At 73.7% G+C, this 11,832-nt stretch carries 13 protein-coding genes; 6 read left to right on the top strand and 7 right to left on the bottom strand.

Annotation, left to right across the window (positions count from 1 at the left end):
* Both BU197_RS19395 and BU197_RS19390 read right to left on the bottom strand, forming a co-directional pair.
* A partial coding sequence (locus tag BU197_RS19395; RefSeq protein WP_317453398.1) for a carboxyl transferase domain-containing protein occupies positions 1-687 on the bottom strand: 687 nt, incomplete at its 3' end.
* A 109-nt stretch (positions 688-796) separates the two neighbouring features.
* Entirely contained in the window at positions 797-1,255 is a 459-nt protein-coding gene (locus BU197_RS19390; protein ID WP_188269541.1) for a Crp/Fnr family transcriptional regulator, read from the bottom strand.
* A gap of 148 nt (positions 1,256-1,403) precedes the next feature.
* On the opposite strand from BU197_RS19390, the gene BU197_RS19385 reads away from it, so the two are divergent.
* Both BU197_RS19385 and BU197_RS19380 read left to right on the top strand, forming a co-directional pair.
* Entirely contained in the window at positions 1,404-2,105 is a 702-nt protein-coding gene (locus tag BU197_RS19385) for an alpha/beta hydrolase (RefSeq protein WP_188269540.1), read from the top strand.
* A 184-nt stretch (positions 2,106-2,289) separates the two neighbouring features.
* The gene (locus BU197_RS19380; RefSeq protein ID WP_188269539.1) at positions 2,290-3,900 is read left to right on the top strand and encodes an SDR family oxidoreductase; all 1,611 of its coding nucleotides are present in this window, start codon (positions 2,290-2,292) and stop codon (positions 3,898-3,900) included.
* Here the strand turns inward: BU197_RS19380 and BU197_RS19375 are convergent.
* Together BU197_RS19375 and BU197_RS30595 are read right to left on the bottom strand one after the other, a co-directional pair.
* Positions 3,851-4,792, bottom strand: coding sequence for a phosphotriesterase (locus BU197_RS19375; RefSeq protein ID WP_188269538.1), 942 nt, complete (start codon positions 4,790-4,792; stop codon positions 3,851-3,853). The two genes, BU197_RS19380 and BU197_RS19375, sit on opposite strands and share 50 nt — an antisense overlap.
* A complete protein-coding gene (locus tag BU197_RS30595; protein ID WP_223183754.1) occupies positions 4,789-5,163 on the bottom strand; it encodes a hypothetical protein in 375 nt (124 codons plus the stop codon). The genes BU197_RS19375 and BU197_RS30595 overlap by 4 nt, the downstream gene beginning before the upstream one ends.
* 82 nt (positions 5,164-5,245) lie before the next feature.
* On the opposite strand from BU197_RS30595, the gene BU197_RS19365 reads away from it, so the two are divergent.
* Positions 5,246-5,836 carry a CGNR zinc finger domain-containing protein gene (locus BU197_RS19365; RefSeq protein WP_188269537.1) on the top strand — a complete coding sequence of 197 codons (591 nt, stop codon included), beginning with the start codon at positions 5,246-5,248 and terminating at the stop codon, positions 5,834-5,836.
* Between the two features lie 78 nt (positions 5,837-5,914).
* Here the strand turns inward: BU197_RS19365 and BU197_RS19360 are convergent, their stop codons facing one another.
* Positions 5,915-6,334, bottom strand: coding sequence for a heavy metal-responsive transcriptional regulator (locus tag BU197_RS19360; RefSeq protein WP_188269536.1), 420 nt, complete (start codon positions 6,332-6,334; stop codon positions 5,915-5,917).
* 146 nt (positions 6,335-6,480) lie between these two features.
* On the opposite strand from BU197_RS19360, the gene BU197_RS19355 reads away from it, so the two are divergent.
* Positions 6,481-6,906, top strand: coding sequence for an alkylmercury lyase (locus BU197_RS19355; protein ID WP_188269535.1), 426 nt, complete (start codon positions 6,481-6,483; stop codon positions 6,904-6,906).
* Between the two features lie 13 nt (positions 6,907-6,919).
* On the opposite strand, the gene BU197_RS19350 is transcribed toward BU197_RS19355, so the two are convergent.
* Positions 6,920-7,939, bottom strand: coding sequence for a GlxA family transcriptional regulator (locus BU197_RS19350; RefSeq protein WP_188269534.1), 1,020 nt, complete (start codon positions 7,937-7,939; stop codon positions 6,920-6,922).
* Positions 7,940-8,066: 127 nt separating this feature from the next.
* Here BU197_RS19350 and BU197_RS19345 point away from each other — a divergent pair, with 127 nt between their 5' ends.
* On the top strand, positions 8,067-9,116 hold the full coding sequence (locus tag BU197_RS19345) for an SgcJ/EcaC family oxidoreductase (protein WP_188269533.1): 1,050 nt from the start codon (positions 8,067-8,069) through the stop codon (positions 9,114-9,116).
* A 475-nt stretch (positions 9,117-9,591) separates the two neighbouring features.
* The gene (locus tag BU197_RS19340; RefSeq protein WP_188269532.1) at positions 9,592-11,016 is read left to right on the top strand and encodes a cryptochrome/photolyase family protein; all 1,425 of its coding nucleotides are present in this window, start codon (positions 9,592-9,594) and stop codon (positions 11,014-11,016) included.
* Between the two features lie 116 nt (positions 11,017-11,132).
* On the opposite strand, the gene BU197_RS19335 is transcribed toward BU197_RS19340, so the two are convergent.
* The coding region (locus tag BU197_RS19335; protein ID WP_188269531.1) for a B12-binding domain-containing protein at positions 11,133-11,832 on the bottom strand (700 nt) is incomplete at its 5' end.

Here is an 11,832-nt window from a genome sequence, read left to right as displayed (position 1 = left end):
CGGACCCGCGCTCCCGGGCCCGGTCAGCAGGGCCAGCCACCGGCCGAGGGCGCCCCGCAGCCCGGCGGGCGGCACGATCGCGTCCACGTGCCCGTGGGCGAACTGCGACTCGGCGGTGTACGCGGCGGGATCCGCGTCCGGCGGGCGCACCCGGGACCCCGCGAAGCCGACCTGCGCCCCCGGCAGGGCGAGCACCACATCGGACCCGGCGCCGAGCGTGGCCCAGCCGCCTCCCGTCGTCGGGTCCCGCAAGACGGCGACCTGCGGCCGCCCGGCCGCCCGCGTCAGCTCCGACTCGCGGGCGAGGAGCTGGAGTTGGAGCAGGGCCCGCATGCCCTCGTGCATCCGGCTGCCGCCCGTCGCGGGCAGCACCACCACCGGAAGCCGGCGGGCGCGGGCCAGCGCGTGGGCCGCCGAAGCCCTCGCCCCCGTCCGCTCCCCGAGCGACCCGCCGAGGAACCGGAACTCGAAGGAGACCAGGACCACCGGCACTCCGCCCACCGTGCCCGTGCCGCAGACCACCGACTCGGCCTCGCCGGTACGGGCGGCGGCGCGGGCGTGCGCCGCCGCGTAACCCGGCCAGCCGATCGGCCCGTCACCCTCCAACGGGCCCTCGGTGTAGGTCAGTTCGGTGAAATCGTCGGCGACGAGGGTGATCGCCTCGCGTGCCGTCGTCGGAACGCTCACAGGGACCTCGCAGCTCGTCGCAGGCCGACACCCACCGGCTCACCGTACCGGCAGGACACCCCGCGCCCACAGCCCCTCCCGGCGGGAACGCCGAACGCGCGGAGAGACCTCAGGAGGAGACACCGCTGCCGTGCGGCGCGTACAGATCGAGCAGCCGCACCCGGGTCACATGGAGACGGTGGGCCAGGATCGCCCCCACCCAGAACAGCACCGACGAACCGAACTCCGCGTCCGACCGGCACATCGAACGGACCGCAGGGGCGTCGAACTCGTGGGCCCGCACGGGCGTCGTCGTCTCCGCCCCCGACTGGCACAGGAACGGCGGGAACATCCACGAGAGCCCCACCAGCTCGCCGTGGCGCAGCGTCTCGATCACCGGCGTCCCGTGCCCCGGAACCTTCGCGTCGAGCGACACCGCCCCCGTCTTCACGATCCAGAACCGGTCGGCGTACTGCTGCTCCTCGAAGAGACGGTGGCCGACATCGAAGTACACGTCCTCGGCGAAGGCCATCAGGCGCTCCCGGTGCTCAGGCGGCAACGTGCTGACCTTGGGTGCGGCACTGCTCATGGCGGACCCTCCTCGCGCACTCGGCTCCTTCCCCCAGTGTCCGCCAGGCCGCCGCACCCCGCGTGCGGGCCCCTCGGCGCTCGCGTAGCGTGACGACAGGGGCACGGGCGGGAGCAGGGCCCCCTTCCTCGCAGATCGGTACGGAACCATGGCAGACAAGCCTTCCATCGTCCTCGTGCACGGCTTCTGGGGCGGCGCCGCCCACTGGTCCCGGGTCGTCGTGGAACTGCACCGGCGTGGCCACGAACTGCTCCACCTCCACGCCGTCGAGAACCCGCTCACCTCCCTCGCCGACGACGCCGAACGCACCCGGAAGATGGTGTGCCAGGTGGAGGGGCCCGTGGTCCTCGTCGGGCACTCGTACGGCGGGGCCGTCATCACCGAGACGGGCGACCTGCCGAACGTGACGGCCCTGGTCTACGTCGCCGCCTTCGCCCCCGACGCGGGGGAGAGCCCGGGACAGCTCACCCAGGAACGCCCGCCCGCCGCCTTCTACGACATCGTGCCCGACAGCGACGGCTACCTCTGGATCAAACCGGACTCCTTCCACGGGAGCTTCGCCCAGGACCTGAGCGTGGAAGAGGCCCAGGCCATGGCCGTCACCCAGAAGGCCCCGCTCGACTCCACCTTCGGCGACGCCGTCACCGTCCCCGCCTGGCGGGTCAAGCCCAGCTACTACCAGGTCTCCACCGAGGACCGCATGATCCACCCCGACAGCCAGCGCCGGATGGCCGCGCGAATCAACCCGCGCAAGACGGTCGAACTCGACGCGAGCCACGCGTCCCTGGCCTCCCGGCCCGTAGAGATCTGCGACCTGATCGAACTGGCCGTACGCGAGACCATCGACTGACCTCTGACCTCTGACCTCTGACCTCTGACCTCTGATTTCGGATCCCCTGGCGCCCGTGCCCAGCCCTTGCGCCCGCGCCCGACCCGGCCCGCACGGCACGGCACGGCAGGGGACCGCATCCGCGACGGCGCGGGGACGGGAAGAACGGGTGAGTACTCGGGTCGCGCGGAACGGAGAGCAGCCCATGACGGACCCACCCGGCCGGCGGCCCCCGGCACCGCTGTGTCTCGTCACCGGAGCCACCGGCTACATCGGCGGACGCCTGGTCCCCGAGCTGCTCGCGGCCGGATACCGGGTGCGCTGTCTGGCCCGTACGCCCGCGAAGCTCCGCGACCACCCCTGGGCCGGAGACGTGGAGATCGTCCGCGGGGACGTCACCGACGGGGAGTCCCTCGCCCCGGCGCTCCACGGCGTCGACGTCGCCTACTACCTGGTGCACGCCCTCGGCGGCGGACGCGACTTCGAACGCACCGACCGGCTCGCCGCACGGACCTTCGCCGAGCGGAGCCGTACCGCCGGAGTCCACCGCATCGTCTACCTCGGCGGACTCGCCCCCCGGAGCGTGCCCGAACACGCGCTCTCCCCGCATCTGCGCTCGCGCGCCGAGGTCGGGCGCATCCTCCTGGACTCCGGGGTGCCCACCACCGTGCTCCGCGCCGCCGTCATCATCGGCTCCGGCTCCGCCTCCTTCGAGATGCTCCGCTACCTCACCGAGCGCCTGCCCGTGATGGTCACCCCGAGCTGGGTCCGCACCCGCATCCAGCCGATCGCCGTCCGGGACGTGCTGCGTTATCTCGTCGGCAGCGCGGCCATGCCTCCCGAGGTCAGCCGCGCCTTCGACATCGGCGGGCCCGACATCCTCACGTATCTGGGCATGATGCGCCGGTACGCGGCCGTCGCCGGACTGCCCCGGCGGCTCATCCTGCCCGTCCCCGTGCTCACCCCCCGCCTGTCCAGCCACTGGATCGGCCTGGTCACCCCCGTGCCCCGGGGCATCGCCCGCCCCCTCGCGGAGTCGCTGCGCTACGAGGTCGTCTGCGAGGAGCACGACATCGCCACCCTGGTGCCGGACCCGCCGGGCACCCCGCTGCCCTTCGACACGGCCCTCGCCCTCGCGCTCCAGCGCGTCCGCGAGGCCCGCATCAGCACCCGCTGGTCCTCCGCCTCCGTGCCCGGCGCGCCGAGCGACCCGCTGCCCACCGACCCCGACTGGGCGGGCGGCAGCCTCTACACGGATGTGCGCGAACGGCCCGTCGCCGCGTCGCCGGAGGCCCTGTGGCGGGTCGTCGAGGGCATAGGCGGCGAGAACGGCTGGTACTCCTTCCCTCTCGCCTGGGCCGTACGCGGCTGGCTCGACCGGCTCGTCGGCGGCGTCGGACTGCGCAGGGGCCGCCGGGACGCCACCCGGCTGCGAGTGGGCGACTCGCTGGACTTCTGGCGCGTCGAGGAGATCGAGCGGGGCCGGCTCCTGAGGCTGCGCGCCGAGATGCGCCTCCCGGGCCTCGCCTGGCTGGAGATGTACGTCGAACAGGACGGGGACGGCCGGGCCCGCTACCGGCAGCGGGCCCTTTTCCACCCGCACGGTCTGGCCGGACAGGCCTACTGGTGGAGCGTCTCGCCGTTCCACGCGGTGGTCTTCGGCGGGATGGCCCGCAACATCGCGCGGACGGCGGAGGCAGGCGAGGCGGGCGAGGTGGTAGGGACTGCGGAGACGGGAGAGGCGGGGCAGCCGGGGAGGGCGGGGGTCAGGGGCGGCGCCACCGCGCGGCGAACGCGCGGGCCGGGTTGCCGGTGAAGAACGCGGCGGCGACGTCCGGCCCCAGCTCTCTCCCGATCCGCGCCCGCAAGGTGCCCGCGAGGAACGGCATGCCGGGTCCGTCGGCGGTGGACCGGGCCGAGGCCGTGACCGTGTCGCCGCCGAGCAGGATCCGGCGGGTGTGACCGGCGTCGACGAGGGCGGTGAGGCAGTCGAGCAGACGCCAGTCGGTGGCGTGGTGCGCGCGCGACGGCCCGTCGAACGCCAGCCAGGCGCCCGCCTCGGCCGCCTGCCGGTGCACGGCGGCGTCGGGGAACCGGTGCAGGTGCCCGAGGATCACCCGGTGCGGTGCGACCCCGTGGGTGCCGCAGAGGAAGTCGAGGACGTCCAGGGCGGCGGACCCGGCCTCCAGGTGGACGCCGATGGGCGCGTCGGTGAGATGGTGCGCCTCGGCGGCGGCGGCCATGACGTGCCGGGCGTGGGCGTCCAGCCGGTGGTAGGCCCCGGCGACCTTGATCAGCCCGGCCCGTACGGGAACGCTGGTCAGCTCGTGTACGAACAGCTCGGCCAGTCCGTCATGGACGCGCCCCAGGGCCTCGGCGTCGTAGTGCCGGGTCTGGTGCAGCCCGGTGGCGGCGACGAGGCGCACGCCGGAGCGCCGGGAGAGACCGGGGAGGTCGTCGAGGTGCCGCCCCATTCCCCAGGGCGTCCACTGGACGACCGCGCCGCCGCCGAGCGCGGCGAAGGCGTCCAGCTCGGCGAGGGCCGCCCCGGTGTCGTCGAGTTCCTGGCCGGGGAGCGCGGGCGAGCCGAGGAAAAGATGGTCGTGGGCGTCGCACACCCCCAGTTCCTCGGGAGGGATGTCCCCGAGCACGGTCCGGATCGTGGGGCTCGCGGCGGGAGCGGGGGTCGTGGCCGTCGTGGGGTTCATCGGGCGGACTCCTGAGGAGCTTCGGATTCGGTGTTGGCGTCGGCTCTGGCGTCGGAGGCGGAGGCGGAGTCGGCTCTGGCTTCGGGCCCGGTCCCGGCTTCGGTCCTGGTTTCGGTCCCGGTGGTGGCTTCCGTGAGGGCGGCCAGGTTGATCATCCGCCGGTCGCGCAGCGAGAGCCCTTCACGCTGGTAGGTGCCGCCGAAGAGAGCGGTGACGATCCAGTCGGCGTACCCGGGGGCGACCCGCTCAAGCCCCGGCGGCGTCGCCTGCTGCGTCGCCTCGTCCTGGAGGAGGTCGAGCAGGCGGTGGCCCTCGTCGCGGTCCAGCGAGGTCGGCGCCAGACGCTCCGGCAGAGCGGGGTGGGTCGTCATGTCCGTATCCTCCATCCCTTCGTAACGCTTGGAGCGTTACGAGTCGACGGTAGCGTAACGGATGAGGCGTTACGCTGTGGTCATGGTCAAAGCCCCGGTCACCGAGGACAAACACGCCTTCCGCTTCGACTGCGGGGCCGTCTGGCTGAATCTGCTCGCCACCAAGGGCCGCTCGTTCAGCGCGGACCCCGTGGAGCGGCTGGCCTCGCCCGCCCGGCTCGCCGAATGGCTCGAACACTGCGAGCTGTCCCCGGTCAGGACGCCGGACGAGGACGATCTGACGGAGGTACGGAGGCTGCGGGAGACCCTGCGGGCCCTGGCCCTCGCGACGGTCGGCGAACAGGCGCCGCCCGGGGACGCCGTGGCGGACCTGGCCGGATTCCTCGCCACGCACGACGAGCCGGTGCGGCTGACGACGGACGGCCGGCTACGCCGGGAACCGCCGACGACCACCGTGCACGCCCTGGCCAGGATCGCCCGGCAGGCGGTCGACCAGCTGACCGGCGCGGACCGGCTGGCCCTGAGGATCTGCCCGGAACACGACTGCCGGGGCGTCTTCACCGATCCGCCCGGACGCCGACGCTGGTGCCCCTCCCCGTCCTGCGCCAGCCGGGGCAGGGTCCGCGCCCTGCGCGCCCGCCGGGCCGCGGCCGAAGGGCCGGAGGGCTCCTGAACGGATCGCCGTGACCGTGCCCGAGCGGGCCGGGTGCCCGCCTGGTCGCCTCGGGTGGGCGGGGGCGGGCCGCCCGGCTCAGCGCGTGCGGGTGTCGCCGCCGGGCGTGGCAAGGATGGTGCAGATGTCGCCCTCGGCGCAGCCCGCCGGGTCGACCGCGGCGGCGCGCCGGGCCAGGAGCCGTAGGGCCTCGCGGGTCTCGGACAGCTCGGCCAGTCGACGGTCGATCTCAACGAGGCGCCGGTCGACCAGGGCGGTCACCTGGGCGCACGGCGCCTGTCCGCCGTCGCGCAGGACGAGGACGGAACGGATCTCGGCCAGGGTGAGACCGGCCCCCTGGGCGTCACGGATGAAGGCGAGCCGGGCCACGGCCTCCCCGGGATAGTCACGGTAGCCGCCGGGCGTCCGGGGCGGGGCGGGCAGCAGACCGGACTGCTCGTAGAAACGGAGGGTCTTGGCGGTCACCCCACTGGCCGCCGCGAGATCACCGATACGCATGCCCCCAGGCTACGGCTTGACCTTCCAGCACACGGGAAGGTCTAGCGTCGGACGAAACGAGCGCGGGGAACGCGGTGACGGAGCAACGCGGGAACGCGGGAACGCGGGAACGCGGAGAGCATGGAGAACGCGGGAGGAAGTGCGCGATGCGGATCACGGTGCTGACGGTTCCGGACTGCCCGAACGTCGCCTTGGCCCTGGACCGGGTCACGCGGGCGCTGGACGGCCGGGCGGCGCGGGTGGAGGTGGTCGAGGTCCTCGACCTGGCACAGGCCGTCGCGCACGGGATGACCGGCTCGCCGACGATCCTGCTCGACGGCGTGGACCCCTTCGCCCCGGCCGGTGCGACCCCGAGCGTGTCGTGCCGCCTCTACCGGGACGGAGCCGGGCGGGTCGACGGCGCCCCGAGCGTGACCGCGCTGCGGGAGGCGTTCGAGGGCGCGTCCGCGGGAACCGGGCGGCTGGAGACCACGGCGTCGGCCGACTACTGCGCCACCGACGGGCACGAGGGGCGCGGTGGGGACGCCGCTCGCGAGGGGTGCGGCTCTCGCCGCTCGACCACCGCTACCTGAACCCGCTCGGCCGCTACAGCTCCGCCGCCTCCACTCCGGCCGTCGAGGCCATGACGATTCCGGCGTCTTCGCCGGCGTGCCGCCTGGAGCTGAAGGTGTTCCGGTAGGTCTGTGGGGACACTCCGACGTGGCGGGCGAAGTGCTGGCGGAAGGTGGAAGGGGCGCCGAAGCCTGTCTCGTCGGCGATGCGTTCCACAGGGATGGTGGTGGTCTCCAGGAGTTCCTGGGCGCGGTGGACGCGGGCCCGCAGGAGCCATTGGAGCGGAGTGGTGCCGGTCTGGGCGCGGAAGTGGCGGTTGAGGCTTCGGACGCTCATCGCGGAGTGGCGAGCGATGTCGTCCAGGGTGAGGTCGCGGTGGAGGTGGGCTTCCATCCAGCGCAGGGTGGGCTCAAGCGTGGTGGTCCGGCTGTTCGGGGTGGGGTGTTCGATGTACTGGCTCTGACCGCCGTCGCGTTGCAGGGGCATGACGGTGTGACGGGCGGTGGTGGCGGCGAGTGCGGCGCCCAGGTCGCGGCGTACGAGGTGGAGGCAGAGGTCGAGGGCGGCGGCTACTCCTGCCGAGGTGATCAGGGTGCCGTGGTCGATGTAGAGGCTGTGGCGGTCGACGTCGACGGCGGGGTGTCGGCGGGCGAGTTCGGCGGCGTGGCGCCAGTGGGTGGTGGCGCGATGGCCGTCGAGCAGGCCGGTGGCGGCGAGGGTGAAGGCGCCGACGCAGATGGAGGCGAGACGGGCCCCGCGTTCGCCCGCGGAGCGGAGCGCCTTGATCACGGGGGCGGAGGGCTGGTCAAGGAAGTGCGCGTGGCCGGGGATCACCACGGTGTCGGCGTCGGCCAGGCCCTCCAGGCCCCAGGGTGTGGTCAGGTTCAGTCCGCCGAACTCGGCGGCCGTGGCCACCCGGCGCCCCGGGGCGCAGACACGGATCTCGTAGTGGTCCCGGCCGGCCGATTCGTTGGCCGTACCGAAGATCTGTCCGGGCACGGACAATTCGAAAGGAAGGGCTCCGTCGAGCGCGAGAATCGCCATCACTGTCATGGCCAGAACCTAGCGGACGTTGTCATTCCGGACACTTCCGGGGGTGCCTGTGGCGGCGGAATGATCAGCACATCACCTCATTCGCCCCGGTCATCCTCGGGGCGCGATTCGGTAAGGACGTCTTGTTGTGACAATCTCTCCGCCTCTGTCGTACGCCGGTATCGAACTGCCCGACACCGAGATCGCCGTCGCCGCCCTGCGGTACGCCGAGAAGCTGAACGATCCCGTCGTCTTCCGGCACAGCGTGCGCAGCTACCTGTTCGGCCGGGCCCTCGGCGAAGCGCAAGGGCTCACGGCGGGCATCGACTACGACGACGAGCTGATGTTCGTCGCGTGCGTGCTCCACGACACCGGAGTCAGCGACGAAGGCAACGGCGATCAGCGCTTCGAGGTCGACGGCGCGGACCTGGCAGCCCGCTTCCTGCGGGAACGGGGCATGTCGCGGGACCGGATCGAGATTGTCTGGGACGGCATCGCGCTGCACACCACCAACGGGATCGGCGCCCACAAGGGCCCCGAGGTCATGCTCTGCCATGCCGGGATCACCGCCGACATCCTGGGCATCGGCCGCGAGCTCCTTCCCGAGGGCCTGGCCGACCTGGTCCACGAGGAGCTGCCCCGCGAGGACCTGGCGTACGCCCTGACCGACGCGGTCGTGGCCCAGTGCCTGAACAATCCGCGCAAGGCCGGTCCGCTGAGCTTCCCCGCCGCGGCGGTCCGGCATCACCTGCCCCAGGGGACCGTGCCCGACTGGTACGAGATGATCGCACAGGCCGGGTGGGGCGATCGGCCCATCGAGGACAAGGACCGCGGACCGGCCGCGAACAGCCCCGAGGAACTGGCCGAACTCTTCTCCCGGTACCTGGCGGCCGGTGATCTCGACCGGCTGACCCGCCTCTACGAGCCGGGAGCCGTCTTCGTCCCCCGTCCCGGCGAGGTCAGCACCGGAACGGACGCCATCAGCGAGAGCCTGCGCCAGTACGTCGAGCAGGGCGTGCGGATCACGCTCCGGCTCCGGCGGGTACACCATGCCGGTGATCTGGCCCTGCTCTCCTCGGTGGCCACCGTGTCGGCGCCCGGCGCGGCTCCGGTGACGCAGCCCACGACCGAGGTGATCCGCCGCCAGCCCGACGGCCGCTGGCTCTACGTCTTCGACGACCCGTTCTTCGACGCCTGACGATCCCGGACGGACAGTCCCTCCGTCGGCCGGTGTGCCCTCTCGGTGGAGAGGGCACACCGGCCGGTTCCGGCTGCCGACAGGTGCGACCGCGCGGGGCGAGGACTCCGTCGGCGCCGGGGACGGGCTCCGGCGCGCCCGCTGCCGACGCTCGGAACATGCGCGGCACGATCGGGACAGGGCCGACGGCGCAGATCGCGGCCAGGCATGGCCCTTGCCGGAAACCTCGTCGGGACCGGCCTTCCGCGTGCCACAGTGACCGCCTTCCGCACGCTACGGGACCGGCCCTCGCGCGTCACCAGGACCGGGCTCCGCGTCCGCGTCCGTCGGAGCGGTCCCCGTACCCGTACGCCTTCCTCCGCATCCGTACGGGCCCCCGGGCGGGAATGGCCAGTGACACCCGTCCCGCGACCACCGGCCGTGCCGCGCGTCCCTGTCCCACGGGGGCGGCTCGCCGGTGCCCCAGGAGCCACCCATGAACGTCTCGGTCGTCCTCTACACCTCGGACCTCCGCGTCCACGACCACCCGCCGCTGCGGGCCGCCCTCGGGCAGGGGAACGCCGTCGTCCCCCTCTTCGTACGCGACCCTGCGGTGGACCGCGCGGGCCCGGTCTCCCCGAACCGGCTCGCGTTCCTCGCCGACTGCCTCGCCGATCTGGACGAGGGCCTGCGCGAGCGCGGCGGCCGGCTCGTGGTGCGCTCCGGCGACCCCGTCGCCGAGGTGTGCGCCGTCGTCCGCGAGACCGAAGCCGACGAGGTCCACATGGCGGCCGGGCACAGCGCCTTCGCCCGCCGCCGCGAGGACCGTCTGCGCCGCGCCCTGGAGGCGGACGGACGCAGGCTGTACGTGCACGACGGCGTCGTCACCGCCCTGCCCGAGGGGGCCGTCACCCCGGCCGGATCCGACCACTACGCCGTCTTCACCCCCTACTTCGGGCGCTGGTCCCGCGAGCGGCTGCGCGAGCCGTTCGACGCGCCGCACCGGGTCCCGGTGCCCCACGAGGTCGGCTCCGAGGCCCTGCCCGCACGGGCGGACGTCGGGTCCGTCTCGCCGGGACTGCCCGTCGGAGGCGAGAAGGAGGGCCGCAGGCGCCTCGTCGCCTGGCTCGGCGACGAGGCCGACGCCTACAAGGACCGCCACGACGACCTCGCGGGCGACGCCACCTCCCGACTCTCGCCGTTCCTGCACTTCGGCGCCGTCTCGGCGGCCGAGGTCGTCCACCGGGCCAGGTCCTGGGGCGGGGAGGGCGCGGAGGCCTTCGTCCGGCAGCTGTGCTGGCGTGACTTCCACCACCAGGTGCTCGCCGCCCGCCCGGACGCCGCCGCCGCCGACTACCGCACCCGGCACGACACCTGGCGCCACGGAAAGGAGGCCGAGGCCGACCTGAGGGCCTGGCGCGAGGGCCGTACCGGCTACCCCGTCGTCGACGCCGCCATGCGCCAACTCGCCCACGAGGGCTGGATGCACAACCGGGGACGGCTGCTCGTCTCCTCCTTCCTCACCAAGACGCTGTACGTCGACTGGCGCGAGGGCGCCCGGCACTTCATGGAACTCCTGGTGGACGGCGACCTCGCCGACAACCAGCTCAACTGGCAGTGGATGGCGGGCACCGGCACCGACAGCCGCCCCAACCGGGTGCTCAACCCGGTGCTCCAGGGCAAGCGGTACGACCCCCACGGCGCCTACGTACGCCGCTGGGTGCCCGAACTCGCCGGACTCGAAGGGCCCTCCGTGCACGAGCCCTGGAAGGTGCCCGGCCTCGAACGCGCCCGCTACGCCTACCCCGAACCCATCGTCGGACTCGCCGAGGGCCTGGCCCGGTTCCGGCAGGCCAGGGGAGACGCGTCCGACGCCCGCCCGCCGAGGACACCGCACCGGGCGAACACCCGCCGAAGCTGATACGTCCCCCGTCCCCGTCCCCGTCCTCGCCCCCCAGCCCTCGTCGAAGCCCCCCGCCCCCGCCCCTCGTCGAAGCCCCGCCCGTCACGCGCCGCCGTCACGCCACGGCGACGCGCTCAGCCCCGCCCGTCGTTCCGGTGTTCCCCGGAGCCCGGTGCGCACAGGTCCCCGAGCAGGGCCAGCGCCTCCCGCAGTCCGCCCGGACGCAGCATCCCCGGATCCGGGGTGCGGCCCGCCCAGCCGGGACCCGCGAGCAGGACCGTCGTCCGGGCGCGGGCGCCCCGGACGCCCCACGAGGCGTCGGCGACGTGCCGGGCCAGCGGATGGTGGGCCGTCGAGCGGGTCTGCGCCCACAGCACCACGGCGGCGGGTCCGGTCCTCCTTACCGCCCGATCGAGAGCCTCGGGCGGCACGGCGGCACCGAACATCCTGGCGGGGAGCCGCAGTTCGGCGAGGCCGGTGGTGAGGGCCTCCAGCGGGAGGGTGTGCTGTTCGTTCGGCACGCAGGCGAGCAGGACGTGCGGGGCGTCCGCCGGGAAGGGCCCGGCGGGCTCCGGCGCCCCGACCCGGCGCAGCGCCGTCGACACATGCCAGGACAGCAGGTGCTCCACCTCCACGTACTCGTCGCCCGAGGTCTCCCAGGTCCGGCCCACGGCGTGCAGGACCGGCGCCATCACCTCCTCCCAGGCGGCGACGAGCCCGTGCCGCGCGATCGCCGCATCGAGCAGGGCGTCCATCGCGGGCGAGTCGAGCCGGACGGCCGCCCGGCCAAGGCCCCGGCGCTCCCCGCGCGCGTCCCCGGGCGGGACCTCCGGG

The organism is Streptomyces sp. CBMA291, assembly GCF_014596525.1.
Taxonomy (GTDB): domain Bacteria; phylum Actinomycetota; class Actinomycetes; order Streptomycetales; family Streptomycetaceae; genus Streptomyces.
Note: the sequence above shows the minus strand (reverse complement) of the source record. Positions and strands in the feature narration are given on the sequence as shown.

What these genes read in the sequence shown, in the direction of transcription:
- BU197_RS19355 (WP_188269535.1), top strand. Translation starts at nt 6,481, where the DNA reads ATGCGGATCACGGTGCTGACGGTTCCGGACTGCCCGAACGTCGCCTTG.
- BU197_RS19375 (WP_188269538.1), bottom strand. Translation starts at nt 4,792, where the DNA reads ATGAACCCCACGACGGCCACGACCCCCGCTCCCGCCGCGAGCCCCACG.
- BU197_RS30595 (WP_223183754.1), bottom strand. Translation starts at nt 5,163, where the DNA reads ATGACGACCCACCCCGCTCTGCCGGAGCGTCTGGCGCCGACCTCGCTG.
- BU197_RS19390 (WP_188269541.1), bottom strand. Translation starts at nt 1,255, where the DNA reads ATGAGCAGTGCCGCACCCAAGGTCAGCACGTTGCCGCCTGAGCACCGG.
- BU197_RS19360 (WP_188269536.1), bottom strand. Translation starts at nt 6,334, where the DNA reads ATGCGTATCGGTGATCTCGCGGCGGCCAGTGGGGTGACCGCCAAGACC.
- BU197_RS19380 (WP_188269539.1), top strand. Translation starts at nt 2,290, where the DNA reads ATGACGGACCCACCCGGCCGGCGGCCCCCGGCACCGCTGTGTCTCGTC.
- BU197_RS19365 (WP_188269537.1), top strand. Translation starts at nt 5,246, where the DNA reads ATGGTCAAAGCCCCGGTCACCGAGGACAAACACGCCTTCCGCTTCGAC.
- BU197_RS19340 (WP_188269532.1), top strand. Translation starts at nt 9,592, where the DNA reads ATGAACGTCTCGGTCGTCCTCTACACCTCGGACCTCCGCGTCCACGAC.
- BU197_RS19385 (WP_188269540.1), top strand. Translation starts at nt 1,404, where the DNA reads ATGGCAGACAAGCCTTCCATCGTCCTCGTGCACGGCTTCTGGGGCGGC.
- BU197_RS19350 (WP_188269534.1), bottom strand. Translation starts at nt 7,939, where the DNA reads ATGACAGTGATGGCGATTCTCGCGCTCGACGGAGCCCTTCCTTTCGAA.